The 24,109-nt window shown below is 73.4% G+C and carries 19 protein-coding genes and 1 other RNA gene; 18 read left to right on the top strand and 2 right to left on the bottom strand.

From position 1 onward, the window contains the following. Positions 1 to 282 precede the first annotated feature (282 nt). From AB0O19_RS16575 to AB0O19_RS16535, 9 genes are all read left to right on the top strand, one after another. Positions 283 to 1,590: an ATP-binding protein gene (locus tag AB0O19_RS16575; protein ID WP_363620134.1), complete on the top strand. Its 1,308-nt coding sequence runs from the start codon at positions 283 to 285 to the stop codon at positions 1,588 to 1,590. Beyond that, entirely contained in the window at positions 1,587 to 1,997 is a 411-nt protein-coding gene (locus AB0O19_RS16570) for a roadblock/LC7 domain-containing protein (RefSeq protein WP_350881088.1), read from the top strand. The genes AB0O19_RS16575 and AB0O19_RS16570 overlap by 4 nt, the downstream gene beginning before the upstream one ends. Continuing rightward, positions 1,994 to 2,368, top strand: a complete 375-nt coding sequence (locus AB0O19_RS16565; protein WP_350881090.1) for a DUF742 domain-containing protein — start codon at positions 1,994 to 1,996, stop codon at positions 2,366 to 2,368. Before AB0O19_RS16570 ends, AB0O19_RS16565 begins: the two co-directional genes overlap by 4 nt. Further along, positions 2,343 to 2,933 (top strand): ATP/GTP-binding protein, encoded by a 591-nt coding sequence (locus AB0O19_RS16560; protein WP_350881092.1) that lies wholly within the window; start codon positions 2,343 to 2,345, stop codon positions 2,931 to 2,933. Before AB0O19_RS16565 ends, AB0O19_RS16560 begins: the two co-directional genes overlap by 26 nt. Positions 2,934 to 3,025: 92 nt before the next feature. Then, complete coding sequence (locus AB0O19_RS16555) at positions 3,026 to 4,411, top strand: cytochrome P450 (RefSeq protein WP_363620132.1); 1,386 nt, start codon at positions 3,026 to 3,028, stop codon at positions 4,409 to 4,411. Positions 4,412 to 4,677: 266 nt separating this feature from the next. Continuing rightward, the gene (locus AB0O19_RS16550; protein ID WP_363620179.1) at positions 4,678 to 5,868 is read left to right on the top strand and encodes a cytochrome P450; all 1,191 of its coding nucleotides are present in this window, start codon (positions 4,678 to 4,680) and stop codon (positions 5,866 to 5,868) included. Next, a complete protein-coding gene (locus AB0O19_RS16545) occupies positions 5,865 to 6,791 on the top strand; it encodes an enoyl-CoA hydratase/isomerase family protein (protein ID WP_363620130.1) in 927 nt (308 codons plus the stop codon). Before AB0O19_RS16550 ends, AB0O19_RS16545 begins: the two co-directional genes overlap by 4 nt. Before the next feature lie 133 nt (positions 6,792 to 6,924). After that, positions 6,925 to 7,764 (top strand): hypothetical protein, encoded by an 840-nt coding sequence (locus AB0O19_RS16540; protein WP_363620128.1) that lies wholly within the window; start codon positions 6,925 to 6,927, stop codon positions 7,762 to 7,764. A gap of 70 nt (positions 7,765 to 7,834) precedes the next feature. Next, positions 7,835 to 8,689, top strand: coding sequence for a hypothetical protein (locus AB0O19_RS16535; protein WP_363620126.1), 855 nt, complete (start codon positions 7,835 to 7,837; stop codon positions 8,687 to 8,689). Positions 8,690 to 9,045: 356 nt separating this feature from the next. On the opposite strand, the gene AB0O19_RS16530 is transcribed toward AB0O19_RS16535, so the two are convergent. Next, entirely contained in the window at positions 9,046 to 11,904 is a 2,859-nt protein-coding gene (locus AB0O19_RS16530) for an FtsK/SpoIIIE domain-containing protein (RefSeq protein WP_363620177.1), read from the bottom strand. Positions 11,905 to 12,320: 416 nt separating this feature from the next. Between AB0O19_RS16530 and AB0O19_RS16525 the strand changes: the two genes are divergently transcribed. The 3 genes from AB0O19_RS16525 (at position 12,321) to prfB (ending at position 16,880) form a co-directional block, all read left to right on the top strand. After that, entirely contained in the window at positions 12,321 to 14,204 is a 1,884-nt protein-coding gene (locus tag AB0O19_RS16525) for a protein kinase (protein WP_363620124.1), read from the top strand. 223 nt (positions 14,205 to 14,427) lie between these two features. Next, on the top strand, positions 14,428 to 15,687 hold the full coding sequence (locus AB0O19_RS16520) for a serine/threonine-protein kinase (RefSeq protein ID WP_363620122.1): 1,260 nt from the start codon (positions 14,428 to 14,430) through the stop codon (positions 15,685 to 15,687). 80 nt (positions 15,688 to 15,767) lie between these two features. Next, positions 15,768 to 16,880, top strand: coding sequence for a peptide chain release factor 2 (gene prfB, locus AB0O19_RS16515; RefSeq protein WP_363620120.1), 1,113 nt, complete (start codon positions 15,768 to 15,770; stop codon positions 16,878 to 16,880). A gap of 67 nt (positions 16,881 to 16,947) precedes the next feature. On the opposite strand, the gene AB0O19_RS16510 is transcribed toward prfB, so the two are convergent. Further along, positions 16,948 to 17,142 carry a hypothetical protein gene (locus AB0O19_RS16510; protein WP_363370334.1) on the bottom strand — a complete coding sequence of 65 codons (195 nt, stop codon included), beginning with the start codon at positions 17,140 to 17,142 and terminating at the stop codon, positions 16,948 to 16,950. 351 nt (positions 17,143 to 17,493) lie between these two features. Between AB0O19_RS16510 and ftsE the strand changes: the two genes are divergently transcribed. The 6 genes from ftsE to AB0O19_RS16480 all read left to right on the top strand — a co-directional run bounded on the left by ftsE (position 17,494) and on the right by AB0O19_RS16480 (position 23,847). Further along, the gene (gene ftsE / locus AB0O19_RS16505; RefSeq protein ID WP_063349173.1) at positions 17,494 to 18,183 is read left to right on the top strand and encodes a cell division ATP-binding protein FtsE; all 690 of its coding nucleotides are present in this window, start codon (positions 17,494 to 17,496) and stop codon (positions 18,181 to 18,183) included. 86 nt (positions 18,184 to 18,269) lie between these two features. Further along, positions 18,270 to 19,181, top strand: coding sequence for a permease-like cell division protein FtsX (gene ftsX, locus AB0O19_RS16500; RefSeq protein ID WP_350881111.1), 912 nt, complete (start codon positions 18,270 to 18,272; stop codon positions 19,179 to 19,181). A gap of 110 nt (positions 19,182 to 19,291) precedes the next feature. Continuing rightward, positions 19,292 to 20,428, top strand: coding sequence for a S41 family peptidase (locus tag AB0O19_RS16495; protein WP_363620118.1), 1,137 nt, complete (start codon positions 19,292 to 19,294; stop codon positions 20,426 to 20,428). Positions 20,429 to 20,471: 43 nt separating this feature from the next. Continuing rightward, on the top strand, positions 20,472 to 20,948 hold the full coding sequence (smpB, locus tag AB0O19_RS16490; protein ID WP_350881115.1) for an SsrA-binding protein SmpB: 477 nt from the start codon (positions 20,472 to 20,474) through the stop codon (positions 20,946 to 20,948). Between the two features lie 85 nt (positions 20,949 to 21,033). Further along, positions 21,034 to 21,415, top strand: a transfer-messenger RNA (tmRNA) gene (gene ssrA / locus AB0O19_RS16485). Positions 21,416 to 21,543: 128 nt separating this feature from the next. Next, complete coding sequence (locus AB0O19_RS16480; RefSeq protein ID WP_363620116.1) at positions 21,544 to 23,847, top strand: UvrD-helicase domain-containing protein; 2,304 nt, start codon at positions 21,544 to 21,546, stop codon at positions 23,845 to 23,847. Positions 23,848 to 24,109 lie beyond the last annotated feature (262 nt).

Below are 24,109 nucleotides of genomic sequence, written 5' to 3'. Positions count from 1 at the left end.
ATGTCCTTGCGATTAACGTCGCGCTACGAAGTCCGCCAGGCCCCACCGGAGTTCCCGGCCGGTCGCGGAAATTCGCCCCAACTGCCCTTTTTGGTAGCTGTTCTGACCTACCAGGAGTTGCAGTAGGCTGACTCCGCGATAGGCGTCGCCGCAGGTCCCGTGCCGGAAAGCACCGCGATGTGATGTGACATCAGGTGTCTTTCGGAGGGGGTCAGGCCGCCAGTCCCATTCGCGCCTTGGGGCCCGGACCGGCTCCACGCGGTGCCACCTGAAGAGAGTTTCATGACGTCATTTGTGCAGGAACCCTTTTTCTGGGTCTTCATCGTGGTGATGCTCGTAGCCGTCGGAGCGGCCCTCCAGGCCCGCAGGACGAACCTCGCCCTGCGGCGGCGAAACGTTTCCCTGGAGGAAGCCAGCGCCCTGGCGCAGCGGCAGCGCGACGAGTTCGCCGTGCTGCACGACCACCTGCGGAGCCAGCACGCGTCCGAGCTGACGGACGTCCGCCGCGACGCCGAGGAGGACACCAAGGCCGTCCTCAAGGCGGCGATGCGGACGCTGCAGGGCTTGGCCGACGAGCAGCAGGTCGTCATCGACAAGGTGCAGCGGAAGTACGGCGACAGCCCGCAGATCCTGGCCGACCTGATGACGATCGACCACACGAACAGCCAGTTCGGCCGACGTGCCCAGGGCATCGCGGTGCTCTGCGGCGGCTGGCTGGGCCGCCGCGAGAGCGTCGCCTCGGTCTACGACGTGGTCCGCAGCGCCCAGGGCCGGATCCGGCACTTCGACCGGGTGCGGATCCACTCCCAGGTCAGCGTCGCGCTCGTCAGCAAGGTCGTCGAGCCGGTCGCCGTCGTGCTGTCCGAGCTGCTCGCCAACGCGACCAACTACTCCGCCCCGGACACCCCGGTGGAGGTTAGCGTCCAGGCCGTCCCCACCGGCGTCTGCCTGATCGTCGACGACGCCGGCCTCGGCATGGGCCAGGAGGAGAAGGACCGCGCGGCGGTGCTCCTGAACCCGGGCGCGCCGATCGGCCTCACCAGCCTGGGCAACCCCCCGAAGTTCGGCTTCGCCGTCTCCGGCATGCTGGCCGCCCGCTACGGCTTCCGGGTCTCCGTCGACTCGGTCTCCCCGTACGGGGGCGTGCGGGCCGTGGTGCTGCTGCCGGCCGAGCTGCTCAGCAGCGAGGTCGCGGCCCCGGCCACCGCCGTGCACGGCGACCACCAGGCCGCGCACGGTGACCACCAGGGCGCGCACGGCGACTACCAGGCCCCCCCGGCGGAGCAGCCCGCGCCGGCCTGGGCGCAGGCCCCCGGTCAGCGGCTCGTGTCGCTGCCCGAACCGGCGGCGCCCCTGGCCCCGGTGCCGCCGGCGGCGGTGACGGAACCGGAGATGACCGCGGACGGACAGCTGCCCCGCCGTCGCCGCCACCGCCCGGTGTCGGTCCTCCCCTCCCCGCAGGACCCCGGCCGGGCCGAGGCGCCGGTGCGGAGCCCCGGCCAGAACACGCCGTCCCGCCTCGGCGCGTTCCAGCGCGGCACGCTGTCCGGGCGTAACACCACGAACACGGAAGGAACCGAGATCCAGTGAGCCGCGATCTTTCCTGGGTGCTCAACGACGTACTCCAGGTACCCGGCGCCCGGCACGCCATCCTCGTCTCCGCCGACGGCCTCCTGCTCGAACGGTCCAGCGAGATAGGCCGTGACGAGGCGGAGACCAACGCCGCCGCGATGAGCTCGATGCAGTCGCTGAGCCGCGCGGTCGCCCCGTTCGTCGGCGGAGACGGCGCAGGCGCCGGGGTCTGGCGCCAGACCCTGCTGGAGTACGACCACGGCTGGATCTTCCTGATCGCGGCCGGCAGCGGCGCGTACCTGGCCGCCTCCACCGCCCCCGACGTCGACATGGAGGCGATGTCCTTCCGGATGCAGCAGCAGGTGGGCGCGCTCGGACGGGCGATGTCGGCGGCGCCGCGCCAGAGCACGCTCAGCGGCTCATGACGGCCGGCGGCGAGGAACAGCGGGTCACCGGCGGTTTCATCCGCTCCTACGTGATCACCGGTGGGCGCGAGTTACCGAGTGCGGAAGCCCTGTCTCTGATCACCTTGGTCACCGTCGCGCCCGAGCAGGACCTCCCTGCCCTGCCGAGCCCGGAGACCCGGGCGATCTGGGAGCTGTGCTCCGGCGGCTACCTCTCGGTGGCCGAGGTCGCGGCCCGGCTGGAGCTGCCGGTGGGGGTCGTGAGGCTGCTGCTGACGGACCTGATCCATGAGGGACGGTTGCTGTGCCGGTCGGCCCCGCCCCCGGCCCAGGCCCCGGATCCGAGACTTCTAGAGAAGGTACTGCATGGACTTCAACGCCGGTTCGCCTGAGGACATCTACGTCCCGGGCGCGGTGACGACCGCGGTCAAGATCCTGGTCGTGGGGCACTTCGCGGTCGGCAAGACCACGCTCATCGGGGCCTTGTCGGAGATCGCCCCGCTGAGCACCGAGGAGAGCATGACGCAGGCGTCCATCCGCGTCGACGACCTCCGCGGCGTACCGGACAAGAAGACCACGACCGTCGCCCTGGACTTCGGCCGGCTGACACTCGGCGACGACCTGGTGCTGTACCTGTTCGGCACGCCGGGGCAGCAACGGTTCATGCAGCTCTGGGAGGACATGGCGCGGGGCGCGCTGGGGGCGCTGCTGCTGGCCGACCCGACCCGCCTCGCGGACACCTTCCCCGTCATCGACCTGATCGAGCAGTACGGCCTGGAGTACGCCGTGGCGGTCAACAGCTTCGACCGGCAGGACGAGTACACCGAGGACCAGCTGCGCGAGGCGCTCGACCTGCTGCCGCACACTCCGGTGGTGTTCTGCGACGCGCGGGACCAGCGTTCCTCGGCCAACGCCCTGCTGACGCTCGTCCGGCACCTGCTCGACCGCGCCTCCTGACCTCCCCCGCGACTCCTGACCTCCCCCACGCCTCCCTCCCCTCACGCCTCCCGGGTCCGCACCCGCCCGGGGCCACCTCCAAGGAACGACCCATGGAATCTCCGCAGCGACCCGCCCCGCAGTCGCCTCCGCAGGGCTGCCCGATGCACGTCGGCGTGAGCACACCGCTCTACGGGGAGATGTTCTCGTCCGACCCCGGCGCGGTCTACGACAAGCTGCGCGCCAACGGTCCCGCCGCTCCGGTGGAGTTGGCCCCGGGGGTCGAGGCCACCCTGGTCACCTCGCACGAGGCCGCTCTGCGGGTGCTGCAGAACCCGGGGATGTTCGCCCGGGACTCGCGGCGCTGGGCGGCGCTCAACGAAGGACGGGTGCCGCTGGACAGCCCCGTCCTGCCGATGATGTTCTACCGGCCCAACTGCCTCTTCACGGACGGCGCCGAGCACCTGCGGCTGCGCAAGGCCGTCACCGAGAGCCTGGGCCGGCTCAACGACAACCGGCTCAACCGGCACGTCGAGCGGATCGCCGGCTACCTGATCGACCAGTTCAGTCCGCTGGGCCGGGCCGACCTGCTCAACGACTACGCCAAGCTGCTGCCGCTGCTGCTGTTCAACCAGCTGTTCGGCTGCCCGGCCGACATCGGCGACCGGCTGACCCGCAGCATGTCCGCGCTCTTCGACGGCCTCGACGTGATCCAGGCCAACGAGGAGCTGACCGCCTGCCTGATGGACCTGGTCGCGCTGAAGCGCCGCCAGCCCGGCGACGACATCACCTCGTGGCTCATCCAGCACCCGGCCGGCCTGCGGGACGAGGAGCTCAAGGACCAGCTGGTCATGCTGATGGGCGCCGGCGTCGAGCCCGAGCGCAACCTGATCGGCAACGCGCTGCTCCTGCTGCTGTCCGGCGAGGGCCGCTCCGGACTGCGCATCGAGGACGCCCTCGACGACGTGCTGTGGAACAACCCGCCGATCGCCAACTACGCCACGCACTACCCGATGCAGGACCTCGACGTGGGCGGGGTCCCGATGGACGCGGGCAGCCCGGTGGTGATCAGCTTCGCCGCCGCCAACAGCGACCCCGCGCTGACGGACGCCCGGCTGACCCTCAGCAAGGGGGCCCACCTCGCCTGGGGCGCCGGCCCGCACGCGTGCCCGGCCAAGTCCCCGGCCCAGCTGATCGCCCTGAGCGCGATCGAGTGCCTGCTCAACGCCCTCCCGGACGTCACGCTCGCGGTGCCCGCGGAGAGCGTGGAGTGGCGGCCGGGCCCGTTCCAGCGCGGCCTGGTCTCGCTGCCGGTGCGGTTCAGCCCGGCGCCCGCCCGCACCACGCGGCCGGCCGCGGGTGCGGACACCGCGCCGGGCGGATCGCCGGTCGGCCCCGAGACGACGCTGGCGTACCCGCAGGCCACCGCCCCCGCGCCGGGCCGGGCCGGGCAGAAGAAGGGGTGGTGGAGCTCCTTCCTGGACGTCTTCCGGGTCTGACACGCCCCGGGCTCCGATCCGACGCGCCGTCGGAAGCCGTTCCGCCACCGCGGCGTGAACGGAGTCCGACGGCGGTGCGGGTACGTGACGGGGGCAACACGGATCGACGCTTGAGCGCGCTGTTGCTGGGTAGATCGCCGCCGTACTGCCCGCCCGCGCGTAAGGAGCCCCGTGTGACCGCCACGTTGGAAGCCCGCCCCGCAGACCCGGAGCGCCCGGACGGAAGGGTGGTCGACCGCCGCGCCGCCGTGCCGCTCCTGCGCAGGCTGCGGTCGGCCGAGGGACTCGCCGACCCGAGCCCGGTCTACGACGGGCTGCGGGCGCTGGGAGACCTCGTCCCGGCGCCCTGGGGCGGCTACCTGGTCACCGGGTACGACGCGTGCGACCAGGTCCTGCGCGGCAGGACCTGGCTCGTCCCCGATTTCGCCTGGCAGGAACGGCAGACCGGGACGGAGCGCTGGGAGGCCGTCGCCACCCAGGAGATGAGCCGGACGCTCTCCCGGCTCAACGCCCCCGAGCACACCCGGCAGCGGCGCAGCCTCGGAAACCTCTTCAACCACGCCACCCTGCGGGACATGCAGCCGGAGATCGAGGCCGACGTCGCCGGGCTGCTCGACCGCCTGGCCGAGCGAATACGGGCGGACGGCGAGGCGGACCTCTCGTCCCTGGTCAGCGAGCAGCTGCCGATCGGCACCGTCGGGCGCTGGCTGGACATCGACCCGGCGGACTACCCGCACATCCTGACGATGACCCACAACCAGGTGCACGCCCAGGAACTCCTGCCCACCAAGAGCCAGCTGGCGGTTTCGGAGCAGGCCACCATGGACCTGCGCGAGTACTTCACCCGCCTCGTCCGGGAGCGCCGCGACAACGACGGCGACGACGTGATCGCCGGCTGGATCCGCACCTGGGACGCGCTGGAGTCCGACCGCGAGGCCACCGACCGGATGGTCTACCAGCTCACCATGTTCGTCACCATCGCCTCGCTGGAGACCACGGCGACGCTGCTCTCCTCGCTGGTGTGGTCGCTGCTGCGGTCGCCCGGCCGGTGGGAGTGGCTGCGGGAGCGGCCGGAGCACATCGACGACGCGATCGACGAGGCGCTGCGCTACGACCCGCCGATCCGCGTCAACAGCCGCGTCGCGGGCGAGGACACCGAGCTGGCCGGGGTGTTCCTGCCCAAGGACACCATGGTCCACGTGATGTACGGCGCGGCGAACCGCGATCCGCGCCGCAACCCGGACCCGCACGCCTTCGACGTGCTCCGCCGGGGCACCCACCTCACCTTCGGCGGCGGCGCCCACTACTGCCTCGGGGCGGGCCTGGCCAGGCTGGAGGCACGTGCCCTGCTCGGCCAGCTGTTGCGGCGCTTCCCGACCCTGCGGGCGGTGAGCCCGCCCGAGTACGCACCCCGGATGGTCTTCCACCGGGTGACGTCCCTGAGAGTGGCCACATGAACGTGTCCCCGCAGGTTCCCCAGGTTCCCCAGGTTCCGCAGTACCCGCCGTACGCGGCGCAGCCGTCGTACCTCCCGTACCCGTACCCGTACCCCGAGCCCGTCGCGTCGCCCGCCCCGTCGCCCGCCCCGGAGCCCGTCCCCGCGCCCGCGGTGGCCCGTACGGTCCGTACCGAGCGCCAGGGCCCCGTGCTCCACATCGAGCTGGACAGCCCGGCGACCGGGAACGCCGTCACCTCGGCCATGCTGGACGAACTCCTCGCCGTGCTGGCCGTGCCCGACCCGGCCGTGCGCGTGATCGTGCTGTCCGGGGCCGGCCGGGACTTCTGCCTCGGCGGCGACCGGGACGAACTCTTCGCGGGCCTGGACCAGGACCCGACCGGCGGCGGCATACGGAACTACGGGGAGAAGGCCCGCAGGGTCTGCGATGCCCTCACCAACAGCTCCGCCGTGACCGTCGCGCGGGTCCAGGGCCGGGCCACCGGTGCCGGTTTCGCCTTGGCGCTCGCCTGCGACCTGCGGGTCGGCGCCGACAACGCCGTCTTCCGGCTGCCCGAGCTGGCCCTGGGCCTGCCCGTCGCCTGGGGCGGCCTGCTGCCCCGGCTGCTCCACGAGGTCGGCGCGGCCAGGGTCCGCGAGATCATCCTCACCAGCCGCCCGGTCGGCGCGGTGGAGGCGCGGGAGCTCGCCATCCTGCAACGCGTCGTCCCCGAGCAGGACCTGGACGGGGCGGTGGCCGAGTGGGTCAGGCCCGTCACCCGCCGCCCCGAGGCCGCACTGAGGGTCACCAAGACGCTGCTCGCCTCCCACGCGGCGGCCACCCGGCTGGCCGACGCCTCCGTGCTCGACGCCGAGTTGATGGCCTCGGTCCTCGCCGCCGCCCACTACACCCGCGGCCTCGCCGCGCAGCCCCCGGCCCACTGACCGGCAGCTGCCGTCCGCCGCCTACGGAAGACGGCGGACGGCGGGGTGGCCAGTCGTCGGCCGTTCACGGCGACGTCCCTTCCGCTGGTGTGGAAACCGATTGTGGATCATGCCCGCATATTCGCTACCGTGTGTGATCGACACAGGGGAGGGGATCACCGTGGGGATGCGCAGCGCGCGCACGGCGGGGGCCGTACTGACGATGGCTCTGGTCGTGGCCGGAGCGGCGGCCTGCGAGGGCGGCAAGGACGCGGGGCGGAAGACCGGCGCGACCGCAGCGGTCAGTACGCCGCCGCAGCCGTTCGGCACCGGCGGCTACCGCGGACTGCGGCTGTCGATGACCAAGGACGAGGCGCTCGCCTCCGGAGCCCTGGAGCCGTCGCCGGTCTCGCTGTTCAACGGCTGCACCGACTACGCGTACAAGGGCGGCCCGGCGCCGGACCCGGTCCGGATGGCGGCCGAGACGGAGGCCCGCGCGAAGTCCGACAAGGCGATTGCCAGGATCGACGAGATGCGGGCGAACCGGAAGCCGTTCGAGACCCTGGCGCCCGGGGCCTCGCCGGAGGAGATGGTGAAGCACAGCGAGCGCCTCCAGGAGCGGCTGAAGCAGGAGGCCGCCGAACGGCAGGAGTCCGACGCGCTGTTCAAGGAGGCGGACGTCATCGTGACCGCCCGTAAGAACCGGGACCAGGCCTTCCTGGCCACCGGCCGGGTCAACTTCGGCACCGAGGGCCTGCGCCAGCTGGTCGCCCCGGCGGACGCCCGCACCGCCGAGGGAGTCGGCGCCGGTTCGGCGGAGGACGAGCTCAAGCGAGCCTACGAGGGCAAGGCCCTCAAGCCGACCGAGGACGGCAAGTACGAACTCCCGGCCGAGGGCGGCAACGGCGGCCCGGACTGGTTCTACGAGTTCACCATGGCCGAGGGCAAGGTCGCCGGCCTCGCCCTGGTCAAGCACAACACGTACTGCTCCTGAGAAACCGCCTGTAGGCCGTGGTCGCACTCTCGATGCGGCGACCATCGAATGATCAAGTGAAGGTTGTGGCATGAGGAAGAACCGAGCCTCGGTCCGCGCAGTGGGCGTGGGCATCTCGGTGGCACTGCTGGTCGCCGGTGCGGCGGCCTGTACGTCCGATGACAAGAAGGACGAGAAGGACACCGCGAAGGCTCCGGCCGCCACCGGGGCGCCCGCGGCGACGCCCGCGCCCGCCTCCACGTCGAAGGGTCCGGAGGCCTTCGCGGCGGCCGGGTACCGGGGGTTGAAGCCGGGGATGGCCAAGGACGCCGGGCTGGCCACCGGCGCTCTGGAGAGCGTGCCGGTCTCGCTGCTCGACGGCTGCACGGACTTCGTCTACAAGGGCGGCCCGGCGCCGGACCAGGCCCGGATGACCGCCGAGGCGGCCACCGAGGCCCGCTACAAGGACCTGAACGCCAAGGCCGACGCGGCCTCGGGCAAGGCGCCCGCCCCGGGGGGCACCCTGCCGCCGAACGCCTCCGCCAAGGACGCGGCCGCCGCCGCCGCGGGCTCCGCCGCCGGGGCCAAGGGCTTGGCCGACGCCGCCAAGGCGATCGCGGACGCGACGATGGCCCTGGTCGACCTGCGGTTCGCCCAGGAGGCCAAGGACAAGGCGTACCTGGCCACCGGCCGGGTCTCCTTCGCGGCGACGGGCCTGCGCGAACTGGTCGCCCCGGCCGAGGCGAAGACGGCCGAGGGCCTCGGGGCCGGCTCCACCGTGGAGGCGCTCCAGCAGGCGTACGGCGCCAAGGGCCTCCAGCTCGCCAAGGGCGGCAAGTACGTGATGCCGGTCGAGGGGCAGCAGGGCTGGCAGTACGAGTTCACCGTGGACGGCGACAAGGTCGCCGGGATGGCCGTGGTGAACCGCGAGATCAAGTGCGCCTGACCGCCTGACGGGTGGATGAAGGGCCGCCCGTGGTGGTCAGCCGTCGAACGCCACCACGGGAAGCCCGGGCCGTCCGCGCAGGGCCGCACGGGCCCGGGTGACGCCGCCGGGGGGCGACGGTGCTCCGGCGTCGACGGCGACGGTCCTGCCGCCGCGGCCCGCACGGGCGCGGCAGAACCCCGGGCGGGGCACCGGGTCGTGGCAGCGCCCGCATTCGGCGTACGAGGCCGGTCGGGCGGGCCCGCGTCCTCGGATGTGGGCCCGCCGGTTCCCGGGTGTCTCGGGGAGGTCCGTACGTGCACCGCCCCTGCCGCGATGGTGATCGCGGCAGGGGCGGTGGAGGTCGTTCTGCCCGGTCAGTGGGCGGCCGCGCGTTGGAGGGCGCTGGCGAGGAGGGCGAGGTCGGTGGGGCCGTTGCCGAGTTCGCGGACCGGGCGGCGGGCGGGTGGGGCACCGAGTTGGAGCGGGTCGATCGCGACGACGGTGGGGCGCAGGGTGGCGGTGCGCGGGATGCGGCCGCTGATCCGGGCGGTCTGGAAGGCGGTGACGCCGCCGTCCGGCAGGCGCAGGTAGCCGCGGCCGGGGGTGTCCTCGGGCAGGGCGGCCGCGTCGCCGAGGTGGATCAGCAGGTCGGAGTCGGCCGGGTCCTCGGTGCGCAGCGCGATGCGGAGCAGGGCGGCCTCGTCGACCTCGGTGCCGGCGCTCTCCTCCGGGTGGCCGGTGGTGACCGCGAGGTGGACGCCGAGCGGGCCGCCGTGGCGGGCGACGGCGGCGAGGGCGCGGGCGAGCGGGCGGCCGGCCGGGGAGGTGGGGGAGAGCAGGGCGTCGTAGTCGTCCACGACGACGACCAGACGGGCGGGGCAGGGGACGGCGGCGGGGGAGGTGACCGGCCGGGCGCCGTCGCCGCTGCGCGGGTGGATGATCTTCGGGGTGGCGGCGGAGGCCGCGCCGACGACGGCGGGCACCGGGACGGCCGGGTGTCCGACGAGGCTCTGTCCGGCCTGGCCCTGCCCGTCCAGGCTCTGGGCGTCCAGGCTCTGCCCGTCCAGGATGCGGGCGGCGTGCCAGGAGGCGAAGTCCAGTCCGTCGAACAGCCGCTCGCGCAGGGCGAGTTCGTCCTCCAGGGCCTCCGCGGCGAGCAGCGCGGCCCGCGGGTCGTCGGCGGCGTTCACCAGACCGGTGACGTGCGGCAGTTCGGTGCAGCCGTCCAGGCCGTCCTCGGTGGACCGGCCCTCGATGAGGGTGACGGTGAGGCGCTCGGGGCGTTCGGAGACGGCGAGCGAGGCGACCAGGGTGCGCAGCAGCTCGGTCTTGCCGGAGCCGCGGGCGCCGCCGATGAGCAGGTGCGGGCCGCCCGGGTCGGGGGAGGGGAGGGCGAGTTCGGGGTCGGCCAGGTCGAGCGTGCAGAGCTCGTCCCGGGTGGTGCCGAGCAGCGCGGTGGCGGCGCCGATGCCGCCGGCGTGCGCCGCCCAGCGGGCGGACAGCTTGGCCGGGGTGACGGTGTCGAGCTGGAGCAGGTCGAGCAGCCGCAGCGCGTCGGGCAGCGGGCCGCGGGCGGCCGGGGCGGCCTCGCGCAGCGGGGCGAGCACGCGGGCGAGCCGTTCGGCCCAGGCGTCGGAGACGGCGTCCAGGGAGACCTCGTGCAAGGTCTCCCTGCCGCGGGCGACGGGGCGGTCGAGGGAGAGCTGGGTGCCGACCTCGCCGGTGATCAGGGCGGTGGCGCCGAGGCCGCGGGGGAGCAGTTCGGGCTGCTCGGCGAGGCAGACCGGGAAGATGCCGACGGCCGGTCCCTGGCGCAGCAGCAGGTCGACGGCCTGCCGGGCGGTCTCGGTGGTCGGGCGGCCGTCCACCACGACGACGGTGGCGGGGTGGCCGCCGAGGCCGGCCGGGCCGCTGAGCCGGGCGGTGAGTTCGGTCAGCCGGGCGGTGGCCTGTTCGTCGTCGAGGCCGAGCAGCAGGCGGCAGTCCTGGCCGTCGGCGGGGCGCAGGTGGGGCAGCCAGAGGGCCCAGGCCCAGGTGTCCGCGCGTTCTTCGGGGGTGCGGGCCTGGTCGGCGTCGACGACGACCAGGCTCAGGCCGGTCGGCGGGTGCAGGGCGGCGAGCTGGGCGACGACGGCGCGGGTGAGCGCGTCCAGGCGTTCGCGCGGGCCGCTGAGGCCGAGGCTGCCGGCGGTCTGCAGGTCGAGGGTGACGGGGACGGCGGGCAGCATGGTGCCGGGCGCGGTGCCGGGGCCGCCGGGGCGGTCGGCGGTGCCCAGGCGCAGGGTGAGCGCGTCGGGGTGGCCGGGGCCGCGCTCCCAGAGCCGGGGGCCGGGGCCGACGGCGTTGAGCAGCAGGGTGGCGAGATCCGGCCATCGTTCGCGCTGGGCGGCGGCCTGGCGCAGCCGTACGGCGGTGTGGTGGCGTTCGGCGCTCTCCTGGCCGGGCGGTTCGGCGGTGCGGCCGAGCCGCAGCGAGAGCAGGCCGCGGCCGCGGCCGGGGGCGGGTTCGGGGGCCGCTGGCGGTTCGGCCACCGGCGGGGCGGGGCGGACCGGGCCGGGGGCGGCGAGCTGGAGGTGGCCGTGGCCGTCGGGCAGGGCGGCGCGGCCGGTGCCGTCGGCCGGGTCGGGGGCGGCCACGTGCAGGGTGGATTCGCCGATGCGCAGCAGGGCGCCGGCTTCCAGCGGGACGGCTTCCTCGGGGGCTCCGGGCGGGACGAGCCGACCGTCCAGGGTGGTGCCGTTGGTGGAGCCGAGGTCGCGGACGGTGATCCTGCCGTCGTCGGCGAGGTGCAGGGCCAGGTGCAGCCGGGAGACGTCGGGGTCGTCGAGCGGGACGTCGGCTTCGCCGGAGCGGCCGATCCGGATCTCCCGGCCGTGCAGCCGGTGCACTCCGCCGGCGTCCGGGCCGCCGACCACGCGCAGTTCGGCGGCGGCGGGGGTGTCGTCGGGGTCGTCGGCGGTCGGGTCGGCCTCGTTGAGGCTGAGGACGGCCCCGTCGAGGAGCGGGGGGTGGCCGAGCAGCGTGTGCTCGTCGACCCGGTGCGCTCCGGCGTACAGGTGCACGTGGGTGGCGGCCCGGGGCCCGCGCACGCCGACGGCGCCCGCGAGGGCGCCCGCGAGGGAGCCGAGCGCGGTGCCGACGGGTGCGGTGACCAGCACGTCCACGTAGGGGATGGCGGAGCCGGCGGCGGTCGGGCCGCTGCGCGGTCGGAGGACGGTCAGCCGGATCTGCATCTCGCCCGCGGGTCCCTTCTGCTGGTGTGGAGCCTGGTACCGCTGCCCGGTGTCGTCGCGGGCGCGCGGGGCGGCCGCGGCGACCCTTTGGGCCACACGAGTGGCGAGTGTCCATCCTGCCATCCGTCACGGACAGTCCGCGCACCGTACCGGATTTGACGATCTTGCGATCATCGCCATGGTGGAGGCGACGGAGGGTCAGGTCAACCGGTGCGGCGGGGGCCCTGCCGGCGGGCCCGCCGAACCGGTCCGGGAACTCCCCTAGGGGATGTCCCCCAACCCCTCCGGGATGGCCTGCCGGTCGCCCCAAAAACCTGAACGGACACCGTTAGAGTGGCCGCAGACACGGGCCCGGCAGGCTCACCGCACCGGCGGAGGAGCGCCCCGCGCGGGCGGCACGACGAGGAGTGCGACAGGTGCGGCCAGTCGGCAGCAAGTATCTGCTTGAGGAGACCCTCGGACGGGGTGCCACCGGGACGGTCTGGCGCGGCCGGGTGCGCCCCGACGTCCAGGTTCCCGGCAGCGAGCCCGGGCAGCTGGTGGCGATCAAGGTGCTGCGCGAGGAACTGGCGGCCGACCCGGACGTCGTGATGCGCTTCCTGCGCGAGCGCTCGCTGCTGCTGCGACTGACCCATCCGAACATCGTCCGGGTCCGCGACCTCGTGGTCGAGGGCGAGCTGCTGGCCCTGGTGATGGACCTGATCGACGGCCCCGACCTGGCCCGCTACCTGCGTTCCAACGGCCCGTTCAGCCCGATCGCCGGCGCCCTGCTGATGGCCCAGGTCGCGGACGCGCTGGCGGCCAGCCACGAGGACGGGATCGTCCACCGCGACCTCAAGCCGGCCAACGTGCTGCTCGCCTCCACGGTGCTGGACGGCACCGAGCAGATGCACCCGATGCTGACCGACTTCGGCATCGCCCGCCTCGCCGACTCCCCGGGCATCACCCGCACCCACGAGTTCGTCGGCACCCCCGCCTACATCGCGCCGGAGTCCGCCGAGGGCCGCCCGCAGACTTCCGCGGTGGACGTCTACGGCGCCGGGATCATGCTGTACGAGCTGGTCACCGGCCGCCAGCCGTTCCAGGGCGACAGCGCGATCGCGCTCCTCCACGCCCACCTGGCGCAGGAGCCGCAGCGGCCCAGCACCATGCCCGAGCCGCTGTGGACGGTGATCGAGCGCTGCCTGCGCAAGGACCCGGCGCAGCGGCCGTCCGCGACCTCGCTGGCCGGCGCGCTGCGGGTGGTGGCGGCCGGCGTCGGGGTGCACGCCTCCCCGGCGGCGGTGGACGAGGCGCTCGCGGTCGGCTCGCTGCTGCTGCCGGACCCGCGCCCGACCTCCGTCCCGAGCGCAGCCGCGGGCGTCCCCGGCCTGTCGCCGGCGGCTCCGGCCGCCCCGCCGGCCCCGCAGTACGACCCGGCCGCGGCGACCCGGGTGATGGGCACCCAGCCGCCGCCCGCCCCGCCGTTCGGGGCCCCGGACCGCACCCAGGTGATGCCGCCCACCGCCGTGCCGCCGCCCCCGCCGGGCGCTCCGGGCGCTCCGGGGGAGGAGACGCCGCACCCGTGGCAGACGCAGCTGCGGGCGGCCCGGGACCGCAACCAGCAGACCCAGGTCGGCTACTTCGGCCCGGAGGACTTCGAGGACCCGCAGGTCGCCCCGCGGCCCTTCCAGGCCGGGCCGGGCGGCCGCCCGGGCTACCAGCAACCGCAGCCGCCGGCCGGCTACCACCCCGACCAGCGGCGCCAGGGCCCGCCGCCGCCCGGGTACGCCCAGCGGCCGCCGGTGGCCCCGCCGCCGTACCAGGGCGGCCAGGGCTACCAGGCCGGGCAGACCGGTCACGGCGGTCAGCCGCAGTCCGGGCCCGGTGGACGCCCGCAGCCGCCCGGCGGCTACCGGCCGGCTCCGGCCGCGTACGGGCAGTCGCAGGGCGGCTACCCGCCGCCGCCCCCGCCCACCCCGGTCCCGCGCCGGGCCGAGCCGCCGCAGCGCCGCGAATCCCCTCAGCACCGCGAGCCCCCTCAGCACCGCGAGCCCCCGCAGCGTCGGGAGGAGCCGCGCGAGCAGGACCGCCGCGAGCCCGCCCCGCCGCGCGAGCGGCGCCCGCGCAGCCGCAACCGGATGTACATCCCCGGGCTCGGCTGCCTCAAGGGGTGCCTGATGGTGCTGGTGGTGCTGGTGGTGGCCGGGGTGGCGCTGTGGAACTTCACGTCGCTGCCGCACTACTGGGACAACGTCCAGGGCTGGTTCAACACCGTGCGCGACTGGGCGGACGCCCTGTTCGGCAGCTCGAAGAACTGACGCCGGGCCAGGCCGCGCGGGGCCGCCCGGCCCAGGGCCGGGCCCGCGCGGCGGGATTGACGCTTTGTCGACAATTCATAAGATTTCTCGCCCGAGACTGCCCGCCCAGGGCCCTCGGGCGGCCCGCGCGGGGCGCCGGGGCGCGTAGGTTGGTCGCTGTTGTCCCGCCCCATCGAGCGCACCGGACCCCCGGGCGCGCTCCCGCGCCGCCCACGGAGCAGCATTGGCACGCAAGATCGGCAGCCGGTACACCGTCCACCAGGTGATCGGCCGGGGTTCGGCCGGGACGGTCTGGCTCGGTGAGGGGCCCGACGGCCCGGTGGCGGTCAAGCTGCTGCGCGAGGACCTGGCCGCCGACCAGGTGCTGGTCGGCCGCTTCGTCCAGGAGCGCGCCGCGCTGACCAGCCTCGACCACCCCCGGGTGGTCGGCGTGCGCGACATGGTCGTGGACGGCAGCGACCTCGCCCTGGTGATGGAGCTGGTCCAGGGCACCGACCTGCGCTCCCGGCTGGAGCGCGACGGCGCGCTCCCGCCGCAGACCGCCGCCTCGGTCATCGCGGACGTCGCCGACGGCCTGGCCGCCGCGCACGCCGCCGGCATCGTCCACCGCGACGTCAAGCCGGAGAACGTCCTGCTCGACCTCGCCGCCGCCCCGGGCCCCGGCGGCGCCCCGCGCGCCAAGCTCACCGACTTCGGCGTGGCCCGCCTGGTCGACGCCCCGCGCCGCACCCGGGCCACCCGGATCATCGGCACCCCCGACTACCTCGCCCCGGAGATCATCGAGGGCCTGGAGCCGCGCGCCGCCGTCGACATCTACGCCCTCGCCACCGTGCTGTACGAGCTGCTGGCCGGGTTCACCCCGTTCGGCGGCGGCCACACCGGCGCGGTGCTGCGCCGGCACGTCACCGAGCAGGTGCCGCCGATCCCGGGCCTGCCGGACGGGCTGTGGCGGATCATCTCCGAGTGCCTGGCCAAGGCCCCGGCCTCCCGGCTGCGGGCCGCCGAGCTGGCCGCCCGGCTGCGCGAGCAGCTGCCCTCGCTGGCCGGCCTGCCGGTGCTGGCCGTCCCCTCCCAGGGCCGCGCCCCGGCGGAGGAGGCGCTGACCCCCGGTGAGGCCGTGTACGCCGAGGTGGACGCCGGCCCGGGCATCCACAAGCGCCGCCGGGGCCCGGCCGTCCCGCTGGTGCCCGGCGTCGCCCCCGACTCCACCCGGGACACCCACACCAGCCTGCGCCGCCCCTCCGCGGACGAGCTGGCCGCGTACGCCGCGGAGTCCCGCGCCCAGCGCACCGCCCCGGGCACCGGGCACCGCCGGGACCGGCAGGCGCTGCTGCGCCGCCGCCGGCTGCTGGCCGTCCTGCTGGCCACCGTCCTGCTGCTGGCGGGCGCCGCCGCGGCCTGGACGGCCTTCGCGGCCACCGCCCCGGACGCCGGCCACCCGGCCGGCCCGACGGTGTCCGGCACGGCCCCGCGGGCGCCGTAGAGGGCCGTCGGGCGGGTACCGCGAGAGCCGGAGGACCCCGGTGTCGTCATGACCACCCCCGGAACCATTACCCTGGGGGCGTGGCAGCCGTCGATCCTTCCGAAGAGCTCAAGAACCTCGAATCGACCATGGGGTCGATCGAGGCCGTCCTCGACCTGGACAAGATCCGGGCCGACATCGCTGTCCTGGAGGAGGCGGCAGGCGCCCCCGACCTGTGGGACGACATCGCGAACGCGCAGAAGGTGACCAGCCGGCTCTCCTTCCTCCAGGGCGAACTGCGCAAGGTCGAGGGCCTGCGCAGCCGTATCGACGACCTGGGCGTGCTGTTCGAGCTGGCCGAGGCCGAGGACGACGCGGACACCCGGGTCGAGGCCGAGTCCGAACTCGTCTCCCTCCAGAAGGCGGTCGAGGAGCTGGAGGTCCGCACCCTCCTGTCCGGCGAGTACGACGCCCGCGAGGCGCTGATCAACATCCGTGCCGAGGCCGGTGGCGTCGACGCCGCCGACTTCGCCGAGCAGCTGATGCGCATGTACCTGCGCTGGGCCGAGCGGCACGGGTACCCCACCGAGGTGTACGACACCTCGTACGCCGAAGAGGCCGGCATCAAGTCCGCGACCTTCACGGTCAAGGCGCCGTACGCCTACGGCACCCTGTCGGTCGAGCAGGGCACCCACCGCCTGGTCCGCATCTCGCCCTTCGACAACCAGGGCCGCCGGCAGACCTCCTTCGCCGGTGTCGAGGTGCTCCCGGTCGTCGAGCAGTCCGACCACGTCGACATCGACGAGGGCGACCTGCGGATCGACGTCTACCGCGCCTCCGGCCCCGGCGGCCAGGGCGTCAACACCACCGACTCGGCGGTGCGCATCACGCACCTCCCGACCGGTGTCGTGGTCTCCTGCCAGAACGAGCGCTCGCAGATCCAGAACAAGGCGTCCGCGATGAACGTCCTCCAGGCGAAGCTGCTGGAGCGGCGCCGCCAGGAGGAGCGGGCGGCGATGGACGCGCTCAAGGACAGCGGCAGCTCCTGGGGCAACCAGATGCGCTCCTACGTGCTGCACCCGTACCAGATGGTCAAGGACGTCCGGACGGAGTACGAGGTCGGCAACCCGCAGGGCGTGCTGGACGGCGACATCGACGGCTTCATCGAGGCCGGCATCCGCTGGCGCAAGCAGCGCGAGACCGCCGCGCAGTAGGCGCCGACGGACGAAACAGGGCCCCCGACCGCAGTGGTCGGGGGCCCTTTCGTGTGCCTCGGTGGGTTCAGGCCAGTGCCTGCCGGGCGATCAGCGCCACCGCGAGCAGACCGGCCAGCAGGGCCAGCAGCATCGCGGGGGAGAGCGCCGCGAACGGACCCTGCTGCTCCTGCAGCCGGGCCCGGTTGGCGCGGCAGACCGCGCAGCGCCCGTCACTCACGCGGCCGTTGCAGTTGGCGCACACCAGATGGTCGCAGGTCATGCGATCTCCTCCTCGCTGCTACAGCCAACGCACCGGACGGGGCTTTGGTTCCTCTTCTTGCCCTGTGCGGGGGAGCGCCCGAACACGGGGACGCCACCTCCACTCTGCCAGGTTCTGACCGTTCCGGCTCCCGGGCTGTGAGATGCCTCCCAATTTTCGGGGCATAACCAGACATTCTCCCCCAGATTCCGACGGCTGTCCTGGGCGGGCCCTGCGCGCCGACCGCCGATTCGCGTATGGTCCCAGACCGGGAGCGGCCCTTTCCGCTCCCGCCACCCGCCCCAGGGCCGGGCGCCCGGGGTGGACCGACCGAGGACTGGCGCCGCCTAGGATGGCCTCCGTGATGCAGCCGTGATCAGATTCGACAACGTCTCCAAGACCTATCCCAAGCAGAACCGTCCCGCCCTGGACAACGTCTCGCTGGAGATCGAGAAGGGCGAGTTCGTCTTCCTGGTCGGCTCGTCCGGCTCGGGCAAGTCCACCTTCCTGCGCCTGTGCCTGCGCGAGGAGCGCCCCTCCACGGGCGAGGTGCACGTGCTGGGCAAGGACCTCGGCAAGCTGTCCAACTGGAAGGTGCCGCACATGCGCCGCCAGCTGGGCACCGTCTTCCAGGACTTCCGCCTGCTGCCCAACAAGACGGTCGCGCAGAACGTCGCCTTCGCCCTCGAAGTGATCGGCAAGCCCAAGAGCGCCATCAACAAGGTGGTGCCCGAGGTGCTGGAGCTGGTCGGCCTCGGCGGCAAGGAGGACCGCATGCCGGGCGAGCTCTCCGGCGGTGAGCAGCAGCGCGTGGCGATCGCCCGCGCGTTCGTGAACCGTCCGATGCTGCTGATCGCGGACGAGCCCACCGGCAACCTCGACCCGCAGAACTCGGTCGGCATCATGAAGCTGCTCGACCGCATCAACCGCACCGGCACCACGGTGCTGATGGCCACCCACGACCAGGCCATCGTCGACCAGATGCGCAAGCGCGTCATCGAGCTCGACAAGGGGCTGCTCGTCCGCGACCAGGCCCGCGGCGTCTACGGATACCAGCACTGACCGACCGGCGCAGCCGGCGCTGAACCCGTAGGGCCGTCCGCCCGCGTCGCCAGACCAGCAGTACCGACCCTGGAGTTGTTACCCGCATGCGTGCCCAGTTCGTCCTGTCGGAGATCGGTGTGGGTCTCCGCCGCAACCTGACGATGACCATCGCGGTCGTGGTCAGTGTCGCGCTCTCCCTCGCCCTGGCCGGTTCCTCGCTCCTGGTCCGTGACCAGGTGAACTCCATGAAGGGGTACTGGTACGACAAGGTCGAGGTGAGCATCTACTTCTGCACCAAGTCGGACGCGCGCAACTCGCCGCAGTGCGACAAGGGTGCGGCCACCGACCAGCAGGTGCAGGACATCAAGGCCCAGCTGGACAAGATGGACTCGGTGGTCCAGTCGTCGACCTTCGAGAGCTCCGCCGAGGCGTACAAGCACTGGAAGGAGATGAACCCGGACAACCCGCTCATCTCCGTCCTGGGCCCGGACGCGATGCCGCAGTCCTGGCGGGTCAAGCTGAACGACCCGACCAAGTACGACGTCATCCAGAGCGCCTTCGCCGGCAAACCCGGCGTCAAGTCGGTGGAGGACCAGCGGAAGATCCTGGAGAACCTGTTCGGCCTGCTCAACGGCCTCCAGACGGCGGCCTTCGTGATCATGGTGCTGATGCTGTTCGTCGCCCTGCTGCTGATCGTCAACACCGTCCGGGTGTCGGCGTACAGCAGGCGGCGCGAAACCGGCATCATGCGCCTGGTCGGTGCCTCGAACTTCTACGTCCAGATGCCGTTCATCGCCGAGGCCGCGTTCTCCGCGCTGCTCGGCGCGGCCATGGCCTCCGGACTGCTGGTCGGCGGGCACTTCTTCGTCCAGAACTGGCTGGCCGACCGGGTGCAGTTCATCCACTTCATCGGCCTCGGCTCGGTGCTCGCGGTGATACCGCTGCTGATCGTGGTCGGTATGGGCATGGCCGGCGTGGCGGCGTTCTTCACCCTGCGCAAGTACCTCAAGGTCTGACCATCCCCGGCCCCGGCGGCCCCGGACGGCACTGCGCCGTCCGGGGCCGCCGCCGTTTCGCCCGCCGTTGCGGCCCGTCGGGCCCGACGCGGTGTCTACACTCCGGTGCCATGCTGGAAACTCCGCGCAGGGCACGTCAGGTGGCCACCCTCAGCCTGGTGTTCGGCGTCGTGCTGATCGCCGGGGCCGCCACCGGCGCCTGGGGCGACCCGCCGCGGCGCCCGGCCGCCGGTGCCGCCCCGGTCGCGGGCGCCGCCCCGGGCCTCCCGGCGGACCCGGCCGGCACCGCCTTGTCCGAGCAGCAGGCCGAGCACCTGCTCGGGGCCAACGGCGACCGCTGGGGCGCCTACTACAGCGCCCAGGAGTACGCCGCGTTCAGCCAGGGACTGGACGGCCGCTACCTGGGCGTCGGGCTCTCGGTCGGCCGCGGCCAGGACGGCGTCACCGCGATCTCCCAGGTCGCGCCCGCAGGGCCCGCCGCCACGGCCGGGATCGAGGCCGGCGACCGGCTGCTGCGGATCGACCAGGACCAGGCCGACCACCTGCCGGTCACCGAGGTGGTGGCCCGGCTGCGCGGGCGCGACGGCGAGCGCGGGGTGGGCTCCGAGGTCACCCTCGCCGTGCGGCGCGGTGCCGGCGAGGTCCGCGAACTGCGGCTGCGGCGGGCCCTGTTGGACAGCCGGCAGGTCACCGCCGAGCAGTTGGAGAAGGGCGTGCTGCGGATCGCCGTGCGGGCCTTCACCAGCGGCGTGACCGATCAGGTGCGCGCCGCGCTGCGCGCCCCGCACGCCGGTGTGGTGCTCGATCTGCGCGGCAACTCGGGCGGGTTGGTCGAGGAGGCCGCCGGAACCGCCGGGATCTTCCTCGACGGCGGCCCGGTCGGCTCGTACCAGGAGCGCGGCGAGACCCGGGAGTTGACCGCCCCGCCCGGGGGCGACCAGCGCACCCCGCTGGTGGTGCTGGTCGACGGCGGCACGATGAGCGCCGCCGAACTGCTCACCGGCGCGCTCCAGGACCGCAGCCGCGCCGTGGTGGTCGGCTCCCGGACCTTCGGCAAGGGCACCGTCCAGCAGCCCAGCCGGCTCGCCGACGGCGCCGTGCTGGAGCTGACCGTCGGCCGCTACTACACCCCGGCCGGCCGCTCCCCGGAGGGCACCGGCCTGACCCCGGACGTCCCGGCGGCGGCCGGCGAGGACGCCGACGCGCTCGCCCTGCGGGTGCTGGCCGGGCTCGGCACCCGGGCCTAAAGGGGCTGCCCCGAACCGGCCGAAGTGCGAGAATGGCCGCGCTATGGCAAAGGAAACCGGACAGAAGCTGATCGCGCAGAACAAGAAGGCGCGACACGAGTACACGATCCTCGACACCTACGAGTGCGGCCTCGTGCTCACCGGTACGGAGGTGAAGTCACTGCGCGAGGGGCGGGCCAACCTGGTCGACGGCTACGCCTACATCCAGAACCACGAGGCCTGGATCGACAACGTGTTCATCCCCGAGTACACCCAGGGGACGTGGACCAACCACGCGGCCCGGCGCAAGCGCAAGCTGCTGCTGCACCGGCTGGAGATCCGCAAGATCGAGAGCACGGTCCGCGACGCGGGCCACACGCTCGTCCCGCTCTCGCTGTACTTCAAGGACGGCCGGGTGAAGCTCGAACTGGCGCTCGCGGTCGGCAAGAAGCTGTACGACAAGCGGCAGACGCTGCGCGAGAAGCAGGACACCCGCGAGACGGCCCGTGCGGTGGCGGCCGCCCGGCGGCGCCAGCGTTAATCCGCTGGACCCTCACCCGCCGCCTCGCGTACTATGGCGGCAGCAACACGGACGGTCACCGTCCGGCTGTTTCTCAACAAAACATGGGGATGATCGGTTTCGACAGGGGATGTTGAAACAGGGGAAGCGAGCCGAGGAACGCGGCAATGATCTCGTTAACCACGTGTCGCAAAAAAATAATCGCCAACTCTAAGCGCGATTCCCAGCAGTTCGCTCTCGCTGCCTAATAAGCACCGATAGCGCTTGGGTGTCAGACCGGGGAGTTCCCGACCCGGACCCTGGCATAATCTAGGGAACTCAACCGTCCACCCGGGCTGCGAGGGTGGATGGGAAATCAAACAGCAGCTGGGCCTGTTGGCGGCTTGTCCGTGTGACTGCCAGGGCCGAGAAAATCACAGCGGACTGCGCTCGGAGAAGCCCTGAATTAACTCCACTGGACCCGGGTTCGATTCCCGGCATCTCCACCACCCCATGTTGACAGTGAAGGCCGTCCACCGCTTTGCGGTGGGCGGCCTTCACGTTTACCCCGGTTGGGGCGTAGGATCATCCGTCCGCTCGTTTTCCGGAGCCGGATTCCGCCGCTACCACCGAGGCCATGCAGAGCAACACGGACACCACCGCCGCCACCGACCGCGAGACCGTGCGCGAGCGCGAGATCGCCGGTGAGCAGCAGCACCTCGACACCGTCTACCGCCGGCTGGAGGAGAAACTCGCCGAGGCCGAGTACATCCTGGAGGACGCCGCCAAGCGGGTCCACGTCGGCACCCCCGGCGCGCTCGCCGAGCGCGACGCCCAGGTCTACCGGGCCGGCGCCCACCTCCAGCGCCTGAACAACGAGTTCGAGGACTTCCTGTTCGGCCGGATCGACCTCCAGCGGGCGGACGCCCCGGAGGAACACGGCATCCCCTCCGACACGCCGCTCGACCCGGCCGACCCGGCCGTCGCCGAGACCCTGCACATCGGCCGTCTCGGCGTGCTGGACGCCGAGTACGGTCCGCTGGTGATCGACTGGCGGGCGCCCGCCGCCGCGCCGTTCTACCGCGCCACCCCGGTCGAGCCGGGCCGGGTGGTCCGCCGCCGGGTGATCCGGTCCAAGGGGCGCCGGGTGATCGGCGTCGAGGACGACCTGCTGCGTCCCGACCTCACCCCGACCCTGAACGGCCGGGAGCTGGCGGTGGTCGGCGACGGCGCACTGATGGCCTCGCTCGGCCGCGCCCGCAGCCACTCGATGCGCGACATCGTCTCCTCCATCCAGAAGGAGCAGGACGAGGTGATCCGGGCGGCCGCCGCCGGCGCCACGCTCGTCACCGGCGGCCCGGGCACCGGCAAGACCGCCGTGGCCCTGCACCGCGCCGCGTACCTGCTGTACCAGGACCGCCGCCGCTACGCCGGGGGCATCCTGGTGGTCTCGCCGACCCCGCTGCTGGTCTCCTACACCGAGGGCGTGCTGCCCTCGCTCGGCGAGGAGGGGCAGGTCGCCATCCGCGCGGTCGGCTCGCTGGTGGACGGCATCGAGGCGGGCACCTACGACAGCCCGGAGGCGGCCCGGGTCAAGGGCTCGGGCCGGATGGTCCAGCTGCTGCGCCGGGCCGCCCGGGCCGCGCTGGAGCTGGGCGCGCCGCAGGAGCTGAAGGTGGTCGCCCGCGGCGAGGTGCTCAAGCTGGACGCGGGCCGGCTCAAGGCCGTGCGCGGCAACGTGATCGGCTCCGGCGGCACCCCGCTGAACCTGCTGCGCCCGCGCGCCCGCCGCCTGCTGCTGGACGCCCTGTGGCAGGAGGTCACCCGGCACCTGCCGAAGCCGACCGACCACTACGCCCGCGAGCAGCGCCAGGAGGAGAAGGAGTCCTTCGACGAGTACGTCTCGGACGAGGCGCCGTTCCTGGACTTCCTGGACGCCTGGTGGCCCGCCGTGACCCCGCGCCGGGTGCTCGGCACGCTCAAGCAGCACCGGCACATCAACCGGATCGCCCGCCGCGCCGTCTCCCCGGACGAGGCGAGGCTGCTGGCGGCGTCCTGGCGCCGGCTGTCCCCGAACGGGGAGGGCGCGCTGTCCGCGCACGACGTCGCGCTGGTGGACGAGCTCCAGGTGCTGCTCGGCGAGGCGGCCCGGCCGAAGGTGCGCGAGGTGGACGCGGTGGACCTGCTGAGCGGGCTGGAGGAGGTCACCACCTTCGCCGACCGCAGCTCCCGCCAGCGCGAGCGCGTCCCCGTCGAGCGCACCGAGTACGCGCACGTGATCGTGGACGAGGCGCAGGACCTCACCCCGATGCAGTGGCGGATGATCGGCCGCCGGGCCCGGATGGCGACCTGGACGATCGTCGGCGACCCGGCGCAGTCCTCCTGGCCGTTCCCGCAGGAGGCGCAGGCCGCGCTGGACGAGGTGCTGTCCGGCAAGCCGCGCCGCCGCTTCACGCTGACCGTCAACTACCGCAACCCGGCGGAGATCGCCGAGGTCGCGGCCAAGGTGCTGGCGCTGGCCGCGCCGGGCACCCCGTCGCCGACCGCGGTGCGCCGGGTCGGCGTCGAGCCGCGCTTCGCGGCCGTCGTGGACCCCGCCCCGGAGGCCTTCGGCGCGGCGGCCCGGGCGGAGCTGGAGCGGCTGCTGGGCGAGGTGGACGGCACCGTGGCGATCGTGGTGCCGATGGACCGCCGGGCCGAGGCGGCCGGCTGGGCCGAGGGCCTGGGCGAGCGGGCGGTGGTGCTGGGCAGCCTGGAGGCGAAGGGCCTGGAGTACGACGCGACCGTGGTGGCCGACCCGACCGGCATCGCCGGCGAGTCGGAGGCCGGCCTGCGGGTGCTGTACGTGGCGCTCACCCGGGCGACCCAGCGGCTGACCGTGCTGTCCGGTCCGGACGACCTGCCGGACGCGGCCGGCGTGCCCGCGCTGCTGCACGGCTGACGGCCGGTCCGCCGGACGAAGAAGGCCCCTCACCGGATGGTGAGGGGCCTTCAGACGTTAGTGACACCGACCCGCCATGCTCGCCTCGCGGCAAGTGGTCCCTCGAAGGGACGAAGGTTGGGCCCGGGGGCTTGGATCGAGCCGGTGTCCCGTCCAATGTAACGCATCGGCCCGGAGAGGCAAGAAGTTGTCGGGTCCGCACACTCAATGAACGTTATTTCTGGCTACCCCTTGGAAGGTGCGACGATCGAGGTCTAGCATG

It is taken from the genome of Kitasatospora sp. NPDC091276 (assembly GCF_040684355.1).
GTDB lineage: Bacteria > Actinomycetota > Actinomycetes > Streptomycetales > Streptomycetaceae > Kitasatospora.
The sequence above is the reverse complement of the archived record's forward strand: the minus strand, read 5'-3'. Positions and strand labels throughout refer to the sequence as shown.